Origin of the sequence: Alteromonas sp. CI.11.F.A3 (assembly GCF_032925565.1) — a bacterium.
Classification (GTDB): Bacteria; Pseudomonadota; Gammaproteobacteria; order Enterobacterales; family Alteromonadaceae; genus Alteromonas.
Map to the genome: position 1 here is coordinate 3,603,576 of NZ_CP136708.1, position 22,288 is coordinate 3,625,863.

At 45.0% G+C, this 22,288-nt stretch carries 23 protein-coding genes; all 23 read right to left on the reverse strand.

Going from position 1 to position 22,288, the window contains the following annotated elements:
* Nucleotides 1–2: 2 nt before the first annotated feature.
* The 23 genes from metA to fliJ all read right to left on the reverse strand — a co-directional run bounded on the left by metA (nt 3) and on the right by fliJ (nt 22,284).
* A complete protein-coding gene (gene metA / locus R1T43_RS15555; protein WP_057793277.1) occupies nt 3–941 on the reverse strand; it encodes a homoserine O-succinyltransferase MetA in 939 nt (312 codons plus the stop codon).
* Nucleotides 942–1,040: 99 nt separating this feature from the next.
* Complete coding sequence (locus tag R1T43_RS15560; RefSeq protein WP_317350292.1) at nt 1,041–1,481, reverse strand: DUF2802 domain-containing protein; 441 nt, start codon at nt 1,479–1,481, stop codon at nt 1,041–1,043.
* An 89-nt stretch (nt 1,482–1,570) separates the two neighbouring features.
* Nucleotides 1,571–2,062, reverse strand: a complete 492-nt coding sequence (locus tag R1T43_RS15565) for a chemotaxis protein CheW (protein WP_013785082.1) — start codon at nt 2,060–2,062, stop codon at nt 1,571–1,573.
* Nucleotides 2,037–2,888, reverse strand: a complete 852-nt coding sequence (locus tag R1T43_RS15570; RefSeq protein WP_317350293.1) for a chemotaxis protein CheW — start codon at nt 2,886–2,888, stop codon at nt 2,037–2,039. Before R1T43_RS15570 ends, R1T43_RS15565 begins: the two co-directional genes overlap by 26 nt.
* A gap of 6 nt (nt 2,889–2,894) precedes the next feature.
* The gene (locus R1T43_RS15575; RefSeq protein ID WP_317350294.1) at nt 2,895–3,659 is read right to left on the reverse strand and encodes a ParA family protein; all 765 of its coding nucleotides are present in this window, start codon (nt 3,657–3,659) and stop codon (nt 2,895–2,897) included.
* 71 nt (nt 3,660–3,730) lie between these two features.
* Nucleotides 3,731–4,861: a chemotaxis response regulator protein-glutamate methylesterase gene (locus tag R1T43_RS15580; protein WP_211071166.1), complete on the reverse strand. Its 1,131-nt coding sequence runs from the start codon at nt 4,859–4,861 to the stop codon at nt 3,731–3,733.
* 30 nt (nt 4,862–4,891) lie between these two features.
* Complete coding sequence (locus R1T43_RS15585) at nt 4,892–7,120, reverse strand: chemotaxis protein CheA (protein ID WP_317350295.1); 2,229 nt, start codon at nt 7,118–7,120, stop codon at nt 4,892–4,894.
* 12 nt (nt 7,121–7,132) lie between these two features.
* Nucleotides 7,133–7,897: a protein phosphatase CheZ gene (locus R1T43_RS15590; RefSeq protein ID WP_057793290.1), complete on the reverse strand. Its 765-nt coding sequence runs from the start codon at nt 7,895–7,897 to the stop codon at nt 7,133–7,135.
* A 34-nt stretch (nt 7,898–7,931) separates the two neighbouring features.
* Nucleotides 7,932–8,315: a chemotaxis response regulator CheY gene (gene cheY, locus R1T43_RS15595; RefSeq protein WP_013785088.1), complete on the reverse strand. Its 384-nt coding sequence runs from the start codon at nt 8,313–8,315 to the stop codon at nt 7,932–7,934.
* A 36-nt stretch (nt 8,316–8,351) separates the two neighbouring features.
* Nucleotides 8,352–9,083: an RNA polymerase sigma factor FliA gene (locus tag R1T43_RS15600; RefSeq protein WP_013785089.1), complete on the reverse strand. Its 732-nt coding sequence runs from the start codon at nt 9,081–9,083 to the stop codon at nt 8,352–8,354.
* Complete coding sequence (locus R1T43_RS15605) at nt 9,080–9,946, reverse strand: MinD/ParA family protein (protein ID WP_317350296.1); 867 nt, start codon at nt 9,944–9,946, stop codon at nt 9,080–9,082. Before R1T43_RS15605 ends, R1T43_RS15600 begins: the two co-directional genes overlap by 4 nt.
* Nucleotides 9,943–11,340 carry a flagellar biosynthesis protein FlhF gene (flhF, locus tag R1T43_RS15610; RefSeq protein WP_211071163.1) on the reverse strand — a complete coding sequence of 466 codons (1,398 nt, stop codon included), beginning with the start codon at nt 11,338–11,340 and terminating at the stop codon, nt 9,943–9,945. The genes R1T43_RS15605 and flhF overlap by 4 nt, the downstream gene beginning before the upstream one ends.
* A gap of 29 nt (nt 11,341–11,369) precedes the next feature.
* Nucleotides 11,370–13,469 (reverse strand): flagellar biosynthesis protein FlhA, encoded by a 2,100-nt coding sequence (gene flhA / locus R1T43_RS15615; protein WP_013785092.1) that lies wholly within the window; start codon nt 13,467–13,469, stop codon nt 11,370–11,372.
* A 235-nt stretch (nt 13,470–13,704) separates the two neighbouring features.
* Nucleotides 13,705–14,835 (reverse strand): flagellar biosynthesis protein FlhB, encoded by a 1,131-nt coding sequence (gene flhB, locus R1T43_RS15620; protein ID WP_211071162.1) that lies wholly within the window; start codon nt 14,833–14,835, stop codon nt 13,705–13,707.
* 18 nt (nt 14,836–14,853) lie between these two features.
* Entirely contained in the window at nt 14,854–15,633 is a 780-nt protein-coding gene (gene fliR / locus R1T43_RS15625; RefSeq protein ID WP_211071161.1) for a flagellar biosynthetic protein FliR, read from the reverse strand.
* 1 nt (nt 15,634) lies between these two features.
* On the reverse strand, nt 15,635–15,904 hold the full coding sequence (fliQ, locus tag R1T43_RS15630) for a flagellar biosynthesis protein FliQ (RefSeq protein WP_013785095.1): 270 nt from the start codon (nt 15,902–15,904) through the stop codon (nt 15,635–15,637).
* A gap of 8 nt (nt 15,905–15,912) precedes the next feature.
* Nucleotides 15,913–16,671: a flagellar type III secretion system pore protein FliP gene (fliP, locus tag R1T43_RS15635; protein ID WP_057793300.1), complete on the reverse strand. Its 759-nt coding sequence runs from the start codon at nt 16,669–16,671 to the stop codon at nt 15,913–15,915.
* Nucleotides 16,664–17,083, reverse strand: a complete 420-nt coding sequence (gene fliO, locus R1T43_RS15640; protein ID WP_211071160.1) for a flagellar biosynthetic protein FliO — start codon at nt 17,081–17,083, stop codon at nt 16,664–16,666. The genes fliP and fliO overlap by 8 nt, the downstream gene beginning before the upstream one ends.
* Nucleotides 17,084–17,111: 28 nt before the next feature.
* Nucleotides 17,112–17,513: a flagellar motor switch protein FliN gene (gene fliN, locus R1T43_RS15645; protein WP_013785098.1), complete on the reverse strand. Its 402-nt coding sequence runs from the start codon at nt 17,511–17,513 to the stop codon at nt 17,112–17,114.
* Between the two features lie 17 nt (nt 17,514–17,530).
* Nucleotides 17,531–18,589, reverse strand: coding sequence for a flagellar motor switch protein FliM (gene fliM, locus R1T43_RS15650; protein WP_211071159.1), 1,059 nt, complete (start codon nt 18,587–18,589; stop codon nt 17,531–17,533).
* Between the two features lie 13 nt (nt 18,590–18,602).
* On the reverse strand, nt 18,603–19,139 hold the full coding sequence (gene fliL, locus R1T43_RS15655; RefSeq protein ID WP_317355879.1) for a flagellar basal body-associated protein FliL: 537 nt from the start codon (nt 19,137–19,139) through the stop codon (nt 18,603–18,605).
* Between the two features lie 150 nt (nt 19,140–19,289).
* Nucleotides 19,290–21,569, reverse strand: coding sequence for a flagellar hook-length control protein FliK (locus R1T43_RS15660; RefSeq protein ID WP_317350297.1), 2,280 nt, complete (start codon nt 21,567–21,569; stop codon nt 19,290–19,292).
* 268 nt (nt 21,570–21,837) lie between these two features.
* On the reverse strand, nt 21,838–22,284 hold the full coding sequence (gene fliJ, locus R1T43_RS15665) for a flagellar export protein FliJ (RefSeq protein ID WP_317350298.1): 447 nt from the start codon (nt 22,282–22,284) through the stop codon (nt 21,838–21,840).
* Nucleotides 22,285–22,288: the final 4 nt, after the last annotated feature.

The following is a 22,288-nucleotide window of genomic DNA, read 5'->3' on the forward strand; positions in this document are numbered from 1 at the left end:
CGTTACCTCTTTGGCTGTGATTTTTCAGCTAACTGATTTAAGTCATACGGCGTTGTTTGGTAAACATAGTAGTTTAACCAGTTTGTGAAGAACAGACTCCCGTGGGAGCGCCATCTAACGATAGGCGATTTGTTCGGGTCGTTATCCGTAAAATAATTTTTTGGTATGGCGGGGGTTTGCCCAGCTTTGACGTCCCTAAAATACTCATCTTTAAGGGTATCAGCATCATATTCTGGATGCCCTGTAACGAAAACCATGCGTTTGTCTTCCGAGGCAACAATATAGGCGCCTACTTCTTCAGATTCCGCCACCACATGCAGTCCATCTACACTATTATAATTCGCGGTATCGATATGCCCATAACGAGAATGAGGCGCATAGAATACAGGGTCGAAGCCACGTAATAATTCATTATGTGGGTCGTTTACTTTGTGCTCGAACACACCTGAGAATTTTTCTTTGCGAAGCGTGCGAGTAAAGTTATAAAAGTGATACATGGCAGCATGTGCAGCCCAGCATAAATACAGCGTGGAGTTAACGTGACGCTGTGCCCATTCCAAAATGGTGGTCATGGTATCCCAGTACTTTACGTCTTCGTATTTTAGTAAAGCGAGAGGTGCGCCAGTCACGATAAGGCCATCGTACTTTTTGTCTGCCACTTGCGAAAAGTCGTGGTAGAAAGCATCCATGTGAGACTGAGGGGTATTTTTGGGCGCCTGACTATCAATGCGAATAAAATCCACATCAATTTGTAGTGGCGTGTTGGAGAGTAACCTCAACAGCTGTACTTCAGTCTCAATTTTATTAGGCATCAAGTTTAAGATACCAACTTTAAGAGGACGTATATCCTGATTCGCCGCCCTATTGCTCTCCATGGTGAAGATATTTTCGCCCAACAACACATTCTGCGCAGGCAGTTGTTCTGGTATACGAATTGGCATAGAAGGCTCCAGTCATAATTACTATGACTGTATTGTGGCAATTAACACAGAGATGTCAACATCTTTACGTCTAGACGTCTAAACGGACGTTTAACAGTGTTATTGAGAAGGGGATTGTTTGTGCACCATAAACAACATTTCTGCTTCGGCACGGGGAATATCACAGGCCTCCATCACTTCTTCGATACTAGCGCCTTGCTTTACTAACTCGGCGGCACGCTGATAAAGCCGGAGTGAGGGATCTTGAAGTTTTACTTCGCGGATTTGGTTTTCGAAATCGTTTTGCTTGGCTTGAAGGGCTTGCAGATGGCGCGTCACCACTAAACTTCTCGTTTGCGCTTCATTTTGTTGATGACCAAAATCTCGGATTTGAGTATCCATGTCATCGGTTCTGCGCGTTACAAGCTCTTGCAGTTCAACTAACGCCGCATGTGTTTTTCGCTCTTTAAACGTCAACCATATTGCAAAAATAACCAGTGCTATAACAAACACAAGCAATATAAGTTCGTTAATTGTTGGAGCAATAAACTGCAGATCCATATGCGAAGAAGCCTTAATTCGTACCTATATAAAACGGAAATAAAAAAGGCAGATAACCCAGTTACCTGCCCTTTAGACGTGTAGGCTGACTAAATTGAACTTAGTTCATCCCACTCTTCGTCACTTAAAAGTTTGTTTAAATCCACTAGGATAAGAAGCTCACCGTCTCGGTTGCTAACACCCTGGATAAACTTAGCACTTTCTTCAGTACCCACGTTTGGCGCACTGTCAATTTCAGACGAGCGAAGGTAAACCACTTCAGCCACGCTATCAACAAGTATACCCACGACTTGCTCATCAGATTCGATGATCACAATACGGGTATTATCCGTTATTTCTGTTGGTGGTAATCCAAAACGCGCACGTGTATCAATGACCGTAACAACATTACCACGTAGGTTAATGATACCTAATACGTAGTCAGGTGCGCCGGGTACAGGTGCAATTTCAGTGTAACGCAATACTTCTTGCACTTGCATTACGTTAATACCGTATGTTTCTTCACCTAAGCGGTATGTCACCCATTGAAGGACTTCATCGTTACTATCGGTGGTATTACTGTTCGTTCTTTCGTCGCTCATGAACCTGGCTCCCAATACTCGGCGTCTGGTCGTTACTGCCTAAGCCTTTGTTAAGCATAGATATTAATTCGTTAACGTCAATTAACGCGCACATTTTCTCTTTAACCATCCCCGCTAACCAGGGACGCTTACCGGTAGACTCACGCCATTTGACGTCAGCTTTTGCCAAGGTGACCGTGTTAACCAGTTTCTCACTGGCCAATCCCCACGAACTATCCCCTAACATAATAAGATATCGGTAGTTCAATGACTCTGCGAGACTCTCATCATACTTTTCTGGCATGACCCACCTTGCAGAATCTACAACGCTAAGCTTCTCTTCGCGATGTATCATTACCCCCATAAACCAATCTGGTTTACCAAATAAAGGGCCTATCTTTTCAATCTGATGAATACCACCTAGGGTGGTTAATGGCACCGCTAATGTTAACCCTGCCACTTCAAAAAATAATGCCTGAAAATTATTTTCGAGGCTGTCGACCAACAATCCTTTTTCAACTGATTGCCCCTCTTCTGAAGAGGCCTCGACTGACTCAGCAGTCTCATTATCTATTTCATTGTAGTCGCTTTTTTCGTATTGCGTAGTTTCTTCGACATCTTTGCCTGTGCTAGATGACACCGCTTCAATGATGGCTTCTTCAACCACGATTTGTTCAGTGGCAGGTGCTTCATCAATTGTGGCTTCTTCGGCTAACGTTTGTACTGCCTGCTCAAGCAATTTTGCCGTTCGCGCAGTGACGTCTGCCGGATCATCTGGCTCTTTTAATAGGCTATCGAGATAAGCCTCTACAACGTCTTCCCGTGCAAAAGGTCCTTGATTGCTCATCTAACTTTACTTCTCCAAAACCTCAAGTAACTTGCTATAAGCCGTTACCCCTCGGGTTTTCGGGTATGCTGCGGAAATTGGCAACTGTACTAAACTCGCATCTCTAAAATGCGTATCTACGGGAATTACACCTTGCCAAACCCGCTCTCCATAATCGCTCATTAAACGCTTTCTTGATTCAAGTGCCGCGTTCGTGCGTTTGTCGAACATAGTAGGAATAATCACAGTGTCAAAAGACTTTTGAAGAGAGCGCCCCATTATTTCCATGGTGCGTATCATTCTGTCTAAGCCTTTCAGTGCCAAATACTCTGTTTGTGTCGGCACTATCACTTTATTACATGCTGCCAATGCGTTGACCATAAGTACACCAAGTACTGGCGGACAATCAATAATGACAACATCAAATTCATGCTCTACTTTGGCCAGCGCTTTTTTTAGCACTAAGCCCATTCCTTGCTCACTACCCATCGTTCTGTCTAATGTGGCTAACGCCATGGTAGCGGGCAAAACGTACAAATTATCTAGCTTAGTTGGACACAAACAGTCCATGACCATATCGGCAGTGATATCAGAAGACTTAATAAAAATGTCGTAGACAGATTGACTGAGTAACTCTGCGTCTATGCCGAAATAGTAACTAAGTGAGGCGTGGGGGTCGGTATCAACCATCAATACCCGCTTCCCGCGCTGAGCTAACAAACCACCTAAGGTTACTGTCGTTGTTGTTTTACCAACTCCGCCTTTCTGGTTTGCAACTGTCCACACCTTCATCGTTTTAATTCCCAGCTTATATTTACTTGGGTTGTTGTTCATTTACAGACAACACTGCCGCTGCGCTTAGGCTATTTCATTTCGGTTAAGATACAGCTGCTCATGTCATCTATATCAATACTGTTAACCGATATGTTTGCAACAGCTACCGCTTGAGGCATGCCATAAACAACACATGAATCCTGATCTTGCGCCCAAATGGTAGCACCATTGTCTTTCATCAAACGGCAGCCTTCTCGCCCATCTGCGCCCATACCAGTTAATATAATACCCAATAAATCGCCACCATAAGCTTTGGCCAGCGAACCGAAGGTTAAATCAACACTCGGCTTATAATTTATTTTATCAGACGGGTTAGCGTCGGTAATTACTACTTTCTTATGAGAGCCTGCACCCTCTATCAACATTTGTTTGCCACCGGGGGCTAAATAAGCGCACCCTGGTTTCAATATGTCTCCATGTTCAGCTTCTTTCACCGCAATATTGCAATGAGAATTTAGTCGCTGTGCAAACGCGTTAGTAAAAGTGCCAGGCATATGTTGCACCAACACAATTGGATAAGGAAAATCTGTCGGCAGTGCTACCAATATCTTCTGCAATGCCACGGGGCCACCCGTAGAGGCACCAATTGCTAAACACTTATACCTTTTACCAGAAGCCTTAATCGAGGAAACGGTAGGCTGCCTCGTGGCATCTTTCCTTCCGGTCAGTAGATTAGAGCTCTTGAAAAACGCTGGTTTCGGCGCGTTATCAGGAAACTTCCTACTTTCAATTCGCTTTAATACAGGGCGTTTGATACCAACACCACGCCGTGCAATTAATCTTACTTTTGTACAGAGCAGTCGTGCTGCATCTTTACGGTCTTGGGCGATATCTTCGAATTTCTTTGGCAAAAAATCTAATGCACCGGCTTCTAACGCATCTAGTGTCGCTTGTGCACCATGGTGCGTAAGAGACGAAAACATCAAAATAGGCACAGGCCGCTTTTCCATAATGGCCTTTACCGCTGAAATGCCATCCATTACCGGCATTTCCACATCCATTGTGACTACATCGGGTAGCAGTGTATCTATTTTATCTAGTGCATCTTGCCCGTTACGAGCTTCGCCAATAACTTCAAGTTCTCTATCTTCGTCGAGAATTTCACGAACTCGACGACGATAAAAAGTAGAATCGTCCACGACCAGGACTTTAAAGACCATGGATGTAAATTTCCTATGTGTTCCGCCGTATTACTTTAAAGGCTTCCGAGCATAACGCTTCAATAAGCTAGGAACATCTAAGATGAGTGCAATTCCACCGTCGGATGTGATAGTGGCTCCCGCCATACCTGGCGTTCCCTGTAATAAGGCATCTAATGGTTTTATCACCACTTCTTCTTGGCCTATTAGCGCATCAACAACAAAACCAACTTGCTGAGTGCCTATTTGAACCACGACGACGTGACCTTTTTCTTTGATTATATTTTTAGGTCCGCGGATCAACCATTCTCCAAGGAAGAACAGTGGTATCGCTTTAGAACGAACTATCATGGTTAATTGGCCATCAACCGTATTGGTTTTCTTGATGTCCATATTGATAATTTCGTTGACCGCACCTAACGGTAACGCGAACGTTTGTTTGCCAACCACAATCATTAGGGTAGGTAATATCGCAAGCGTAAGTGGAACTTTAATATCGAGTCGCGTGCCTTTCCCAAGGTGAGAATCAATACTAATGGTACCGTTAAGCTGGTTAATTTTTGTTTTAACCACATCCATGCCTACACCACGGCCCGAGATATCACTTATCTCAGTTTTCGTAGAGAAACCTGGTGCAAAAATAAGATTAAACGCTTCAACATCAGACATACGCGCAGCCGCATCGGCGTCTAAAACACCTCGACTTATCGCAATCTCTTTCAGTTTTTCCGCATCCATGCCCTTACCGTCATCTTCAATGGTAAGTAGGATATGATCACCTTCTTGAGAAGCCGCTAATCTCACGGTCCCCATTCGGGATTTACCTGTAGCAGCACGGTCATCTGGCATTTCAATACCATGATCCACTGAGTTTCTCACTAAGTGAACCAACGGATCGGCCAATGCTTCTACCAGGTTTTTATCTAAATCTGTCTCTTCACCTTCCAACTCTAAGGTGATTTCTTTTTTCAAACTACGTGCTAAGTCTCGAACAACGCGAGGGAAGCGGCCAAACACTTTCTTAATTGGCTGCATGCGGGTTTTCATAACCGCACCCTGCAAATCGCCCGTTACCACATCAAGGTTAGCAATTGCCTTAGACATACTTTCGTCTGCATTGTTTATTCCTAAACTCAGCAAACGATTTCGTACTAATACTAACTCACCGACCATATTCATAATTTGGTCTAGGCGCTTGGTATCAACACGTACTGTGGTTTCTGCTTGAGGAGGTGCTGGGGTTGCTTTTTTGTCGTCTTTCTTAGCCGCGGCTTTAGCAGGCTCTGGCGCCTTTTTAGCTGCTGGACTAGGCGCTGGCGCTTTTGCGGCAGGCGTTGATTTAGCTGGCGTACTAGCGGCAGATTGCTCTGCTTTAGCCTTCTGAATTGCTTCTGTCGCCTTTTTATCTACAGGCGGAGTATTTGCTGCTGGTTCAGCGCCTTGCGCTGTAGGCCCTTGGCCTGAACCATGTAACTGGTCAAGTAGTGCTTCAAACTCATCGTCGGTAATTTCTTCACCGCTAGGCGCTGACGCTTTTGGCGCAGCTACAGGCGCGGATTCTTCTTCTTTGAATTTACCTTTGCCATGCAATTCGTCTAACAGCGCTTCAAATTCGTCGTCGGTAATATCATCACCTGAACCAGCGGTAGCGGGTGCAGCCGCTTTTTGTTCTGCTTTAGGCGCAGATTTACCTGGGGCGTTTGAACCATGAAGTTCATCAAGTAAAGCTTCAAATTCATCTTCAGAAATTTCATCGATGCCGCCATCGCTGCTGGCAGCAGGCGCTTCAGGTACGGGCGCTTCTTCCAACGCAAATTCTTCCTCGACAACTTCGGCAGCGGGGGCTTCAGCCGCATCACTACTGTCACCAAAGATATTTTCGTCTGGGGTTTCTGGGGTGCTTAACTTATGCAGCAAATCAACTAACTTTGCGTCTGCAGGTACTAGCGGCTCTTGCGCTTTAACACGCTCAAACATATCTACTACTACATCGGTGGCCTGAAGAATGGTGTCCATCAATTCAGGCGTTAGAGTACGTTGTCCGTTTCGCATTACATCGAAAACGTTTTCTGCACCGTGGCAAATTTCAACTAATTCAGTAAGCGACAAAAAGCCGGCGCCACCTTTTACGGTATGGTAACCCCGGAAGATAGCATTAAGTAAATCTCCATCTTCAGGATTATTTTCCAGATCAACGAGCTGTTCTTGTAATTGTTCAAGGATCTCCCCAGCTTCAACTAGAAAGTCCTGTAATATATCCTCGTCAACATCAAACGCCATGCGCCCGCTCCCCTAAAAACCTAAGCTAGACAAAAGATCATCTACGTCATCTTGGCCAGATACCACATCATCGCGTTGGTCTGCATCAATAATTGGACCTTCGGCTTCGACACCATCAATCTTGTTAACTTTTTCGACTTTCGCTTCAGATGGCTTGTCTTGCTCTGACTGTTCGGGTTCACCGAACATCGTCAGCATATTAACTAAGCTATCTTCCACTTCTTTTACGAGTTCAATCACTCTGCGAATAACTTGACCGGTAAGATCTTGATAACCTTGTGCCATTAACACTTCGGTAAGCAATGATGTAAGCTTAGACGATTGTTTCGATCCGTCTTCTAGCAATTCGTCTAAATCTGCGCATAAAACTTTGAATTCACCCAACTCAAGTTGACGATTCATCAGTTTTTTCCATTCCGGCATAATTTTTTCGATGCGTGTAGAAAGCACTTCCGCAATTGGCATGCACTCTTCAACAGCATCCATAGTGGTATTGGCCGCTTTTTCCGTCTCTTCGATAACGTACATCAGTCGCGTCTGCGCATCAGGAATGTCATCAACGGTTAAATTTTTAATACGTTCATCGATTTGGAAATTATTTAACGAATCATGAAGTTGACGCGTTAATTTACCAACTTCAGCAAAGAGCTCAATGGACTCTTTCATCGAAACGGCTTCTAAGACGGCGTTCGCTGATGCGTTATCGCCCTCTTCAAGATACGCTACCAATTTTTTGGCTTCTTCGAGCGTTATAGAGACACTTTCATTTGTCGACATCCAGTAAACCTCATTTCTCTGGTGAGCGTCTGGATCAACCTAAACGTTCGAAGATTTTGTCTAATTTCTCTTTCAACGTAGCGGCAGTGAAAGGTTTTACAACATAACCGTTTACACCAGCTTGCGCTGCGGCAACGATTTGTTCTTTCTTCGCTTCTGCTGTCACCATAAGAACCGGTAGGTGCTTCAACTTATCGTCGGCACGTATAGCGCGTAATAAGTCGATACCTTGCATACCTGGCATATTCCAATCTGTTACAACAAAGTCAAAATCACCTTGTTGTAGCATAGGCAGCGCGGTGTTACCGTCGTCCGCTTCCTGGATATTGGCAAAACCCAAATCTTTTAGCAGGTTCTTTATGATACGTCTCATGGTAGAAAAATCGTCAACCACGAGAATTTTCATACTTTTATCCAAAATAGCCTCCAATGAGGGGTTAATTGTTATTAATTTCTATTCTTCGTCAACTTGCCACGATTTCATTCGTGATTTGAGTTTTAACATGGCCTGACTATGAATCTGACTCACTCGCGATTCACTAACATCAAGAACTTCCCCTATTTCTCTAAGGTTCAGTTCTTCATCATAGTATAAAGAAAGTACAATCGCTTCCCGTTCGGGTAATGTAGTAATAGCATGTGCTAGCGCTTTTTGGAAAGCCCCTTGCATCAAATCTTCTAACGGTGCGTCGCTGCCTCGGTTTTTTTCTGTAGAAATAACATCTTCAGAAACACCTAGGTCCTCAATACCCACCAATTTCCCAGCATTCACTTCGTTAAGCATTTGATGATAATCTTGCATACTGACATTCATTTTAGCTGCAATATCAACATCTCGCGCGTCTCGGCCTGTTTCACCTTCAACTTGAGAGATTGCTTCGGTGATTGCTCTTCCGTTTTTATGAACAGAGCGAGGCGTCCAATCACCTTTTCTTATTTCATCAAGCATGGCGCCGCGAATACGAATACCTGCAAAGGTTTCGAAACTTGCACCTTTGGAACCGTCAAAATTTCGTGCAGCTTCTAGCAGTCCAATCATACCTGACTGGATTAAATCATCGACAAGAACACTGGCTGGTAATCTCGCCATTAAGTGGTGTGCTATTCGCTTCACCAGCGAAGCGTGACGCTCAACTAATTGTGACTTGTCCGTTTGCTGTTGATAAGCGGCTGCTTTGCTATTCAACGCTGACTTCCTACTGCTTTATCTGCTACTAGTTGTTCAATAAAAAATTCTAAATGACCACCTGGTTGCGCAGGAATAGGCCATGATGCTGCTTTGGCTGCTAGCTGGCTAATTGCCAAGGCTGCCGGCGAACTTGGGTAAGCATCTACAATTGACGTTTGTTTACGTACTGCTTTGCGTATGTTCTCGTCAAAAGGAACTGTTGCTACCAATTCTAGCGCAACATCTAAGAATCGCCCTGTTACTTTAGATAATTTACTGAAAAGCTCCTGACCTTCTCTAACATCGCGGACCATGTTGGCGACCACTTTGAAGCGAAAAACACCGTGCTCTCGGTTAAGAATTTTAATTAACGCATAGGCATCAGTGAGTGAAGTGGGCTCATCGCACACTACCACCATAATATCTTGAGAGGCTTTGGAGAAACTTAGCACCATATCGGAAATACCTGCTGCGGTATCCACAATAAGTACATCAATGGGCGAGCGCAATTCGCTAAAAGCTCTAATGAGCCCTGCATGCTGCGTTGGTGATAGCTCTGCCATTGATTGAGAGCCTGATGTGGCTGGTGCTATTTTTATACCGTGAGGGCCCGTAACGAGTACATCGTCCAAGGTACACTCACCAGATAATACGTGAGAGAGGTTTTTCTCTACGCGCAATCCTAGCATTACATCCACATTGGCCAGACCTAAGTCTGCATCCAATACCATTACCCGCTTTCCCTGCTTTGCCATAGCAATAGCTGTGTTTAGCGTAATATTTGTCTTACCAACGCCACCTTTACCTCCGGTGACGGCGATAACTTTGATTAATCGTGATTGCTTCATTTTTCGTAAGCTACTCGCTTGATCATCAATCATACTGCTCGTGCTGTTTTAACCACATTGTTACTAGTAGTATGATTCAAACCGTACTTTTTATAAAGCTTTGCAGCAGCAGATACTAAAGATTTTGCTTCTGCAATCTTAATGTCTTCAGGAACTTTCTGTCCATCTGTTACATAACTGACAGGTAACTGGTACTCCACCGCAGCGCTAAGCACTTCGCCTAGAGAGTAGCACTCATCAAGCTTTGTAAAGATACAACCGCTAAGTTCCACCCCTTCGTACGCATCTATAATACGTTGCAACGCAGCATATTGGGTATTCGCTTGCGCTACTAGGTATTTTTTTACTGGCTGCATTTGGCCGTTATCAAATTGATTTATCTGTTTAATTAATCGACTATCTCGCTGACTAAAGCCTGCCGTATCAATTAACACTAGTCTCTTATGGCGTAATTGAAACAATAAATCTGATAATTCTTCACTACTTTGCGCTTTACGCACCGTGCAACCAATAATTTTTCCATATGTGGCTAATTGCTCAAACGCTGCAATACGGTAGGTATCTATCGTAATCATGGCAACGGAGTCAGCACCGTATTTCTGTGCATAGCGGGCAGCCAATTTCGCTACTGTGGTAGTTTTACCTGTTCCGGTAGGACCCACTAACGCTACTGCGCCCTTTTGCGTAAGTATATCGTTACCTGTCACATTAATGCGATTAGCCAATAGGTTTAGAAGATACACCCAGGCGTCACGTTCGTTGTAATGCGACGGCGTATAACTAATCAGTTGCTCTGCCAGTGATTGGCTTAACCCCATATCGGTTAAACGCTGAATTAAGTAATGGTGTACAGGCTGCTGACGACGACTTTTTGCTTCCATCAAATCGGCAACTTGGTATTGAAGTACATTTCGTAGTGACGCCAATTCCTCTTTAATCTGCGATAACTCGTCAGATTTAGCAGCACTACTATTATCAAGGCTTTCATTTAGGCTAGACGCCTGATGGCTTGGGAATTCTGAGGTGTGCTGGCTTGCTTCTACATCGTCGATAAAGGCTTCTGAAAAGTCTAAGTGCGAAGCAATTTGATTAGCATGCTGAGCATTGGCACTGGGGGCTGGCGCTGAAGTTGGGCTTTGAATACTGCCACCATGTTGTTTTTCCAACAGTGCTTTTAAGCTGTCTGGACCATCATCACCGATGATTTCACTAAGACTAGGAACCGCTGCTTTCGCTTGTCCTTGTGCACTAGGTGCAGGCTTTTTAATCGACAGTTTAGCTTCTGGCTCTTTATCGTAAGCGGCTACCAGTTCGATACCGTCAGCAAGCTTTCGGTTTGACATGATAACGGCATCACTGCCTAATTCCGCTTTAACTTGGCTTAAAGCTTCTCGCATATCTTTGCCAAAGAAACGTCTGATTTTCATTGAAAACTCTCCAATCACCCAGTGTCAGATTATTGACCGACCGAACTGACTATTTTTATCTGCTTATCGTCGGGTACTTCCTGATAGGAAAGTACATGTAAACCCGCGACCGAATACTTTAAGAAGCGAGATAGTACGGGGCGCAACATACCGGAAGTGAGAAGTACCGCAGGCTCACCTTCTAATTCTTGTTGCTGACTAGCTTGCTGCAATGATTTTTGCAGCTTATCGGCCAGTCCTGGTTCAATACCAGCGCCATCTTCGCCACCTGCTTGTAATGACTGGTGCAACATCTGTTCCAACTCTGGCGCCAAGGTTATGACGGGTATCTCTTTAGCCCCTTGGGTAATTTCTTGAGTGATGAGACGTTTAAGCGCAATACGTACCGCAGACACCAGTACATCTGGGTCTTGGCTACGTGGGCCATACTCACTCAAGGTTTGTACAATAGTACGCATGTCGCGAATAGGCACCCCTTCAAATAACAAGGTTTGCAGCACTTTAACGATGGTGCTTAGCGGCAGAATATCAGGCACTAATCCTTCAACTAATTTAGGATGCTGCTTAGCTAGCATGTCTAATAGCTGCTGAGCTTCTTCATGCCCAAGTAGTTGGTAGGCGTTGTTTGTCAGCAATTGACTTAAGTGAGTAGCAACCACAGTAGCTGCATCAACCACGGTATAACCTAGGGTTTGCGCGTGCTCACGCTTATTCGGTTTGATCCATACCGCGTCTAAGCCAAAGGCAGGGTCTTTGGTAGCACGGCCTTCCAATTTTCCAAATACTTGACCCGGATTAATCGCAAGTTCTTCATCATGACTTATCTGTGCATCACCAATGGTTACGCCCAACATGGCAATAGTATAAAGGTTAGGCTCTAAATCTAGATTATCGCGAATGTGTACGGGGGGAATAAGAAAGCCCAGTTCTTGAGACAGCTTCTTACGCACTCCTTTAATACGAGTGAGCAGTTCTCCGCCCTGGGACTTATCTACCAAGGGTATTAATCTATACCCTACTTCTAAGCCTATGGTGTCTACATGCTGTACATCGTCCCATCCAAGCTCTTTTATTTCAGGCGCTACCGTGTCATCTTTCACTATATTCGCTGGGGTTTTAGGCTTTTCTGCTTCGCGTTTAGCGGCAACACCCTGCCAGTAAGCGTAACCGGCTATAAGCACTGAAAAACCAATAAAGGCCAAATGAGGCATGCCGGGAATTATCCCCATTACGAACAGCACACCAGAAGCAATATAAAGGGCTTGGCTATTACCCAATTGACTACGAATTTCTTTACCCATTTCTTGGGTTTCGTTTTCTCGGGTAACAATAATTGCGGTAGCAACAGACAGTAACAGCGATGGAATTTGTGCCACTAAACCGTCACCAATGGTTAATATGGTGTACACCTCAATAGCATTTCCAAAGCTTAGCCCGTGTTGAATCATGCCGATAAAAAGGCCGCCCACAATATTAATCAGCATGATGAATAGGCCCGCGACCGCATCACCTTTCACAAATTTTGACGCACCGTCCATCGAACCGTAGAAATCTGCTTCGGCGGTTATTTCTTCACGGCGAGCACGCGCCTGATCTTGGTCGATATAGCCCGCATTCAAGTCGGCATCAATCGCCATTTGCTTACCTGGCATAGCATCAAGCGTAAAGCGTGCACTTACTTCTGAAATACGCCCTGCACCGGCGGTGACCACTTTAAAGTTGATAATGAGCAAGATAGCAAAGACCACCACACCCACCGCATAGTTACCGCCAATGACCACAGCACCAAAGGCTTCGATAACCTTACCCGCAGCATCGCCCCCTTCATGCCCGTACAGTAATACCACACGGGTAGAGGCCACATTTAGGGCTAATCGCAGTACAGTAGCAATCAATAATACGAGGGGGAAAATACCGAAATCAACCGGCTTTTGGGTGAGTACTGCCACCAAAATAATGACTAAAGACAGCGCAATATTAAAGCTGAACAATACGTCGAGTAGGAATGGCGGCATGGGAAGAATAACCATGCCCATAATGGCAAGAAGAACAATGGGAGCGCCTAAGCCACTGGTAATGTTCTGCAGCTGACTTTTATCGAATCGCTGAAGGTAACCGGATAACTGCATTGCAGGGAGTCTCTCTATCGGAAAATTGACGCTTAACGCTATCTTTCAATGAGTATTACAACTACCGTGCCAGCTTTATACAAAACCGATTAAACATAAGTGGGAGGGCTGCAATTCTCAGCACTACAATAAAGATTGTCTCGTTATAAGCCTTTGCTCAAGCTCCGATTCAGACACATATTTGAGGGCTGCTCTCTGCTTGAGTTAGGCTCTAATTCAAGCAGAGAGCAGCGCGCTAGCGGCGCAGCTCTGGTGGTATGGGTAAGTCACGTTTAAGCGGCTTGGGACGTTTTCCTTTGCCTGCCCTGTGTGCTTTCAATTGATAAACGTGAGCTAATACTTGTGCTACTGCCATAAACAAGGCGTTAGGGACTTCACCGTCAATTTCAGTCGAGTAGTAAACGGCGCGGGCTAGCATGGGTGATGGAATAAGCGGCACATCGTTGGCGGTGGCTATTTTACGAATATGCATGGCTAATTCATCGGTGCCTTTTGCCACAACTACAGGGGCGCGGTTACCACTGTCATCATACTTTATAGCGACAGAATAATGGGTTGGGTTGGTCACCACCACATCAGCCTGAGGGACTTCTTGCATCATCCGCTTTGTGGCAGCTTGATACTGCAAGCGACGAATGCGCCCTTTTACTAAAGGATCACCTTCAGAGTTTTTACGCTCGTCTTTCACCTCTTGTTTAGTCATCTTTATTTCTTTGTTGTGCTTATACATTTGATAAGGCACATCAATAAGCGCAATAGGTATCATGCCGCAAACCAACATGATAAAAGCCCATTTCAGCATATCTAACGCGTGAAAAATATTGCCCGGGTAAAGCTCTAAATCCAGATGCAGTGCTTCGTCTTCAAAAAACAGCAATGCACCTAACGCCATCCCAACGATGACAACCACTTTGGCGATAGATTTGATTAACTCAACCAAGCCATTCATACCAAACATGCGCTTAAACCCACTAAGCGGGCTCATTTTAGAGCCTTTAAATTTGGCACCTTCCCAAGTGAAGTTGTAGCCGCCTAACGCAATAGAGCCGTATATTCCGGCTAGCATGGCCACCGTCATATACAGTAGAACCGGTACACTTACCGTAGAAATGGCTTCGCCCCATGCACCAAACATATGCGTGGTATCGTAAGTTTCATCTCGTGATAAAACGAACATGCGCTGAGTAAGCTTAAATACCGATTCGGCAATCCAGCCCCCAACGAACAAAAACATAAAAGCGCTGACCACCAACACTAAGGTTGTCGATAATTCGCGAGATCGGGCTATCTGCCCTTTTTTTCGGGTGTCTTCGAGTTTTTTCCCCGTGGGGTCTTCTGTTTTTTCGCTAGAATCTGAATCAGCCATGTATCACCTGACTTATCTTCATGGGCAAATCCTAAGAAGTTGACACATAAACTGCTCTGCTCGCAGCCACTGGGTTTCAAAATGCGCGGTAAAGTTATCTAGGGTTATCCAGATGATGAGCAAGCCCATCACCTGTGCAATAGAAAAGCCAATACTGAAAATATTAAGCTGAGGCGCCGCTTTGGTCATAACGCCAAACGCTAAATTTACAATAAGCAGAGAAACAATGGGCGCCAACGATAGCGTAATAGCAGAGATAAACATCCAACCGCCCCAATGAGCGATTTCCCTAAACTGCTCCCCTGTCCACCATGCCTCCCCGATTGGGAACGCATGAAAGCTTAATACAATCATGTGGATCATAGCTAGATGCCCGTCTAACGTCCAAAACAGCAAGGTAGCCAGAATTAAGTAAAACTGACCTACGGCCGGAACATTAATACCATTGACGGGGTCTACAATTGAAGCGAACCCTAAACCCGTTTGCATAGCAATAATTTGCCCTGCCAGCACAAAAGTATTTAGCACCATCATGGAAATAAACCCGATAGCTACGCCTATTAACAGCTGCTGAATACCAAGAATAAAGGTGCCTAGATTCACTAAATCATCAACAGGAGCAGGCGGCACTACTGGCATAATAATAAGGGTCAGCATAATGCCTAGCAGAGCACGAACTTGCGGGGGTATAGATTGTGCACTTAAGCCAATCATTGCCACAAACAGGCCACTGATACGCATAAAAGGCAGCATTAAATCAGCAAGAAACTGATTGATGGTAGCCAATTCGACAACCATGTTAACCGACAACCTGAGGAATCATTTCTACCATGTGGAAAGTGAAATCCATTAACTTTTGCACCAACCAGTTGCCTCCCCAACTAAGGGCTAACAAGGTAACAAGTAATCGCGGCAAGAAACTCATGGTCTGTTCATTAATTGAGGTTGCAGCCTGAAACACAGCAACCACCAGCCCGACTATAAGGCTTGGAACAATAACCGCAGACACCAGAACGATAACCATAAACATGGCTTCGCGGAGTATTTCAACAAAGACTTCTGGTGACATAAGCCCTCCTACACACCCATACCGAAACTGGTAGCCAGTGTGCCAAATATGAGATTCCAACCATCAACTAACACAAATAACATGAGCTTAAATGGCAAAGAAACAATCATGGGTGACAGCATCATCATACCCATAGCCATCAATATTGACGCCACAACAAGGTCGATAATAAGAAAGGGAATAAACAGCATAAACCCAATTTGAAATGCAGTTTTAAGCTCGCTGGTGACAAAGGCAGGAATGAGAATCGTCATTGGCACTTCTTCCGTGTCAGCATACTTTCCTTCATCGCCAGCAATCCGCACAAAGGTTTCTAAGTCTTTCACCCGAGTTTGCGACAGCATAAAGGCACGCATTGGGCCTTTAGCTTGCTCGATGGCATCCAAACTTGTCATTTGCTCTGACAAATACGGCTGCAAGGCGCGCTCGTTAATTTCTTCAAACACCGGCGCCATAATAAACATAGAGAGAAACAAACTTACCCCAACCAAAATTTGGTTAGAAGGAGATTGCTGCAAACCAATCGCTTGGCGCAAAATCGATAACACCACGATGATACGGGTGAACGAAGTCATCATCATGATGAATGCAGGAATAAGACTGAGCGCTGTCATAATAAACAGCGCTTGTAACGTCATGGTGTAATCTTGCGAGCCGTCGTCGTTAGTCACCACAGTTACTGCTGAAATACCTTGTTGGGCCAATGCAGGCTCAGCAATCACCCAAGAAGCTAACACTACAAAAAATGCGGTCCAAAACTTACGCATCGTTTTTATCTTCCTTTATTGAGGGGTTCAGCTTTCCTGCCATGGCGGCAACCAGCTTTTGTTTAAATGCGTCACCGCTACCTTGCTGCCCATTTGCTACTGGCGTTTCTAAGTGCTTCTCAAGTTTACTTAAATGGGAAATATTATGGCTGGTCACGCCCACAAGGTGCTGTTCGTCGCCCACCTGAATAACCATAATTTTTTCTTTAGTGCCTGCCACCATACTGGCGACTACCTTCATTTGGCCACCACCCATGGTACCGACATTAAATCGACGCATAAGGTAAGCAAGCGCAAAAATAATTCCAACCACTAAAAGAAGTGATAGAAAAATTGACACTACAGAGGTGGGGTTAGTGATTGATTGGGTAGATTGCGCATTCACTACTTGCGAAAATATAAGGGGCAGCATTGCGCAACCCCTTGCTATGTAAGAAGATTTATCGAAGCTTCTTGATTCTCTCGATTTGACTAATAACATCCGTTAACCGAATACCGAATTTATCGTTGACCACTACTACTTCACCATGAGCAATCAACGTGCCATTTACCAATACATCTAATGGTTCACCAGCAACTCGGTCCAGCTCCACCACAGATCCCTGATTCAACTGTAGCAGATTTCGGATACTTATTTGACTACGCCCTACTTCCATCGAGATAGTAACTGGAATATCCAAAATGGTATCCAGCTTCTTTTTCTCTTCTTGGGTTATGGGTGTGTCGTCGGTTAATTCGTCGAGTTCTGCAACCTGAACATCATCGTTTTCCTGATCGTCAGCTTCAGAATCGGCTTGCTCCGCCATGGCGGCAGCCCAATCGTCCATACCGTCTTCACTCATGGGATATTCCCCTCACCTTACAGGTCTTCTTCGAGTACTTGCAGCTCGGCATCATTATCTATAATGCGCCCGCCGCGGGTTAATAATTGTAGCTCAGACTTCACAGAAGTCGGTCTTGCAATCTTTTCTACTATCTTCAGAGCTAAGTTATCGCGCGAACGACCTAGTTTAGCTCTGAACGTCGGTAAATCTTCAATTAGCACCGTAATGGTTTCTGGCATTTCCACAGGAATAATTTCACCTGGTTTAAATTCCATGACTTGGCGTAACGACACATCTACATCGAGCATGTGAGTAGTTAGTGCCACTTTTACGTCCATGATTTCATCGCGAAGTGCTTTACTCCAACGTAAATCAGTGTCTTCTTTATCGCTTTGCACACCCGCATCTAGCAATTCGCGGATAGGCTCAAGCATTGAGTATGGAAGTGACACGTGGAAATCGCCACCACCACCATCAAGCTCTATATGAAACGAGCTTATCACCACTACTTCAGTGGGGCTCACAATGTTCGCCATCGCAGGGTTTACTTCTGAGTCTAAATACTCAAAAGACACGTCCATGACTGGCGCCCACGCTTCCTTGTAATCTTCAAAAATAATCTTGAGCAGCATTTGAATAATACGCCGCTCTGTTGGCGTAAATTCGCGCCCTTCAATTTTTGCATGGTAGCGGCCATCACCCCCAAAGAAGTTATCTACCAGAATGAAAACCAAACGGGCTTCCATGGTGATAAGGCCAGTACCTTTAAGTGGGCGAAACCGCACCATGTTCAAGCTAGTGGGTACAAACAAGGTATGAATGTATTCACCAAACTTAATCATTTGAATACCGTTAATTGACACTTCCGCAGAGCGGCGCATCATATTGAACAAACTCACCCGCATATGACGGGCAAAGCGTTCATTAACGATTTCAAGTGTAGGCATACGCCCACGAACAATCCTATCCTGTGAGGAGAAGTCGTACTCTAGCGTAGAAGCATCGGAATCAGCATCGCTAACCTCGTCTTCTTCTACATCGTCTACCCCGTGTAGGAGGGCATCGATTTCATCTTGAGATAATAAATCACTCACAGTTATCTACCTGTTATTGCATCACAAAACCAGTGAAGAGCACACGCTCAACCACATCACTTCCCGCGATGTCTTTAAGCACTTTTTGTACTTCAGTCACCGCTTGTTCACGCAGTTCAATTTTTCCTGCTTCAGTCACCAAATCATCGGCATTTGATGTACTAAAGACTTGCAGTAAAGTGCCTTCAATAAGCGGTATGTGGGTTTTAGCCAACTCTTCGTTGTCTGAGCCCCGCACTAGAAGCTGCACTTTAATTTGTACTAATCGGTCTCGACCTGTGCCCGGAACGTTAAAAACGAAAGGGCGTGGCATAGCAACGTACAAGGCGGTACCTACTTCAGCGCTTCCACCTGGAGCCGCTGCTTCAGTGGCTGCTTGCTCGTCGGTTTCGGCAAGTTGCTCTGCAGCAACAGGCTCATCACCACCAGCGAATAAAAGAAAATAGGCTGCTGCACCACCGCCAACTAACACCACGGCGATAATAATAATCAGCATCATTTTGCCTTTCTTTTTACCACCTTCTTCAATCTGTAACTCTTCTTCAGCCATGTCTAATCCGTCAATATCCCACGAGGAACTCGTATTATCAGGCTTACGACGCAAATGGCAACGTAAGCCTGCATAAATTTGCAGTTCTTATAGCAGATAGCACAATTGTACATCAACCCTACTTAAGTCTTTGCCTTTGCTATCTACCTACTAAGCGTAATAGTCTATACCGCCTTTCGCTTCCCTCGTGACAGATTGCTCTATCACCGTGGAGCCCTCGTCGAACTCACCGTCGGTATCTTGGCTAGCTACACCGTTACCTGCAAGTTGCTGGCCACTTCCATCACCATTTTGTGACGAATTATCTTTACGAACTTCTGATTCGCCTAAATTAATGCCTTGCTCTGCTAGCATATCTTTTAGCCTTGGCATGGCATCGGCTAGTGCATCTTTAGCATATTGCGACTGCACAATGAAACTTACACTGGCTGCATCGCCAGATACATTCACACGCACCTGCATGCTGCCTAGTTCAGGCGGGTCGAGCCTAATTTCTGCCATACTGTTTCGCGCATTCACCATCCAGCGAATTTTCTCATGCAGCTGCTGCTGGCCTTCGGGCTTCAAAATATTAACCGGTTTGTCAGCACCATCAAATTGAAGCTGAGTTTTGGTTGACTCTGCTCGAACTTGGTTATTTTCATTCATGTGAGAATCGATACTGACTAGCTCACTTTGCAATACTTGATGCGCGCTTTGTTGGGTACCGTTTACCAATTGCATAAACTGCCCAGCTAGCACATCAGTTTGCCCCGCAACATTCTGCATTTGAGTTTGTGTTAACCCTGCTTCAGAGGCTGCATCGGCTACAAGTGCCGAAAGATCTATTCCTGGCTCACGCCCTTGAGCGACTTGTTGCTGAAACTCGTTAATGCCAGCAATTAGATTCGATTTAACCGCTTGTTGCTGGGCTGCGGTGGTCGCGGTAGGCAAAGATGCTGCTACCCGCTCGGCAAATGCTTCCGTCGCCTTTTGTGCACTTTCTGGTGACATCATCGCGAGTGACTGCAGCAAAGATTCACCCTGACTATCGGTAAGTATATCGCTAGCTTCGGTAGAGACTGTATCGATAGCTTTATTATTCGTTTGCGTTGATGCAGAAGATTGGCTTGAAACACCATTGGCTAGCGCTGCATTTAGCGCCTCTTTCGTGTCAGTTTGCCCAGCTATTTGCATTTGCTCTTGAAGAAGACTTAACACTAACGCTTCATCGGCACTTAAAGCTTGTTTATCTACTGCTTCTTGTTCAGCTAAGAATGCTTGCTCTGCATTTTGCGCCAGAGCATCAGAGCTTTCTTCACCATTCTCGCTAGCATTACCTAAAAACTGCGCAAGCAGGTTAGCTAAGGGATCAGCATTTTCCGACTGCCCTGCATCGACGTCGCTTGTTGCAGCGTTGTCATTTGCTTTAGCCAATAGCGCAGCGGTGAGTGCTTTTACTGCTTCTAAGGTTTCATTACTAAGCCCTTCGCCCGCACCTTGACCAAGTTCGTCACCGGTTTGTCCCTCAAGCAAGCTCATTAGATAGGCCGTTACTTCCGTTGCTGAACTAGCATCAACATCGTCCGGAAGACTCGTTGCGCTTAAAGCACCGTTTGTCTCTGCATCGCTTTCGTTGCTACCGTTATTTGATGCCAGTGCACTTAGTACGTCATCGCTCACTAACTCATCACCCGCTAGCAAAGCTTGTGCTAATTGCTTCGCGGCTAATTCGGCATCTTCTATCTCGCCAGCGTCTGATAAATCATCAATACTGGTATCGGCCGTAGCCTCGGCATCTGAAGAAACCTCAGCATCACTAGAAGCGCCCATCATAGAGGTGACATACTCAACCCAGTCTGTGGAGACTTCGCTATCCCCGTTTCCAATACTCGATAACTCTTCGGGTGGTAAGTCGATATGGCCGCCAAAGAAGTCCTTTTTAGTTTCACCGTTATTTAGGCCATCGTCTTTGCCGTCTTTCTTCGCATCAGCGTCGATTCGTCGTGCCTGCGCATCAGCAATGTCTGTCATTGCCGATTCATCAGTGCCTTCGTCAGGTGAGGTTACATCCCCCACTTCGCCTTTACTGCCTGTTTGCTCTGCTTGATCGCCATTTTGCGCTTGCGCTTCATCATCTTTCACCGGCGGTAAATCAACATTTCCGGCCTCTGGGTCAACCGAGCGGTTATTAGCTGACTTCTTTTCGATTGCAGGGTTCGCACTGTCGTTTACCGAGGCACTTGCGTGTCGCGATGAATGAGTTCTATTTTGGGCGTCGAGTGACTTTGCACTCGCTTCTTTTGCCTGAATATAAGCAGCTTCAAACGCTTTGTTATTCTGCGATGAATCTTCTGTACCCATGCCAGCTTCTACGGCTTTTGCCGTTGATGAGGCCGAGAAAGGCAATGCGGCAATGTCTGTTTTTTGTGCGGCAACTTGTTGCATCATATTTTTACCGTCCTGCTATGACTTTGTAAGTCAGAACTATGAAAACCCAGATTGAATCGTTTGGCCTCTACAACCCCAGTGTCCGTGGGCTGTAGGCCGACATTCAGCTTAGGAAAGCTGCCATATCGTTATTCAAATTAGGCGTATAAACACATTAATGATTAACGAATTTGCAAAGAGTGTTCCACTGTGGAGGTTAAACGACGAGGTATTTAAAAAATCGAAAGGATTGAAAGACTTGGGGTGAATGAAAAATTAGAGAAACTGACTAGAAAAAGGTTTTTCCACTTCTAAAAAATTTCTGCATGGCAAATTCGTCCATCATAGCTTGTTCTGCCCTCGCTTCTTTTGCCACTTTAGCTAAATGACGTTTATTAAGTAACAACTCTACTGCTTTTACTTTTTGCTGCTGCTTTAGCCAAAGCTGTTTACGCTGATCGGCGGCCATATTCGCTTGTGCAATGACATTCATTTGCTGCTCGCAGGCCTTATCTAATTTGCCTACAAACGACAAATGCTGTTGATAATGGGTAGCAGTTACACCCGCTTTGCCGGTTTGCTGAATGCCCTTTAAGTAATCAATTCTATATTGCTCAAGGCTGGTGAGCTTTTGTTTCTGTTGCATCACATTCTGCTGTGCTTGTTGGAACATTTGCGCAATGCGTTGCTCTCTTTCTCGTTCAAATTCAGCGAGGCGTTCTAATTGTTTAGACATAATT

Bases quoted from the DNA above. Each gene is read 5' to 3' on its own strand.
- metA (WP_057793277.1), bottom strand. From the start codon at position 941: ATGCCAATTCGTATACCAGAACAACTGCCTGCGCAGAATGTGTTGTTG.
- R1T43_RS15560 (WP_317350292.1), bottom strand. From the start codon at position 1,481: ATGGATCTGCAGTTTATTGCTCCAACAATTAACGAACTTATATTGCTT.
- R1T43_RS15565 (WP_013785082.1), bottom strand. From the start codon at position 2,062: ATGAGCGACGAAAGAACGAACAGTAATACCACCGATAGTAACGATGAA.
- R1T43_RS15570 (WP_317350293.1), bottom strand. From the start codon at position 2,888: ATGAGCAATCAAGGACCTTTTGCACGGGAAGACGTTGTAGAGGCTTAT.
- R1T43_RS15575 (WP_317350294.1), bottom strand. From the start codon at position 3,659: ATGAAGGTGTGGACAGTTGCAAACCAGAAAGGCGGAGTTGGTAAAACA.
- R1T43_RS15580 (WP_211071166.1), bottom strand. From the start codon at position 4,861: ATGGTCTTTAAAGTCCTGGTCGTGGACGATTCTACTTTTTATCGTCGT.
- R1T43_RS15585 (WP_317350295.1), bottom strand. From the start codon at position 7,120: ATGGCGTTTGATGTTGACGAGGATATATTACAGGACTTTCTAGTTGAA.
- R1T43_RS15590 (WP_057793290.1), bottom strand. From the start codon at position 7,897: ATGTCGACAAATGAAAGTGTCTCTATAACGCTCGAAGAAGCCAAAAAA.
- R1T43_RS15605 (WP_317350296.1), bottom strand. From the start codon at position 9,946: ATGATTGATGATCAAGCGAGTAGCTTACGAAAAATGAAGCAATCACGA.
- flhF (WP_211071163.1), bottom strand. From the start codon at position 11,340: ATGAAAATCAGACGTTTCTTTGGCAAAGATATGCGAGAAGCTTTAAGC.
- flhA (WP_013785092.1), bottom strand. From the start codon at position 13,469: ATGCAGTTATCCGGTTACCTTCAGCGATTCGATAAAAGTCAGCTGCAG.
- flhB (WP_211071162.1), bottom strand. From the start codon at position 14,835: ATGGCTGATTCAGATTCTAGCGAAAAAACAGAAGACCCCACGGGGAAA.
- fliR (WP_211071161.1), bottom strand. From the start codon at position 15,633: ATGGTTGTCGAATTGGCTACCATCAATCAGTTTCTTGCTGATTTAATG.
- fliQ (WP_013785095.1), bottom strand. From the start codon at position 15,904: ATGTCACCAGAAGTCTTTGTTGAAATACTCCGCGAAGCCATGTTTATG.
- fliP (WP_057793300.1), bottom strand. From the start codon at position 16,671: ATGCGTAAGTTTTGGACCGCATTTTTTGTAGTGTTAGCTTCTTGGGTG.
- fliO (WP_211071160.1), bottom strand. From the start codon at position 17,083: ATGCTGCCCCTTATATTTTCGCAAGTAGTGAATGCGCAATCTACCCAA.
- fliN (WP_013785098.1), bottom strand. From the start codon at position 17,513: ATGAGTGAAGACGGTATGGACGATTGGGCTGCCGCCATGGCGGAGCAA.
- fliL (WP_317355879.1), bottom strand. From the start codon at position 19,139: ATGGCTGAAGAAGAGTTACAGATTGAAGAAGGTGGTAAAAAGAAAGGC.
- R1T43_RS15660 (WP_317350297.1), bottom strand. From the start codon at position 21,569: ATGATGCAACAAGTTGCCGCACAAAAAACAGACATTGCCGCATTGCCT.
- fliJ (WP_317350298.1), bottom strand. From the start codon at position 22,284: ATGTCTAAACAATTAGAACGCCTCGCTGAATTTGAACGAGAAAGAGAG.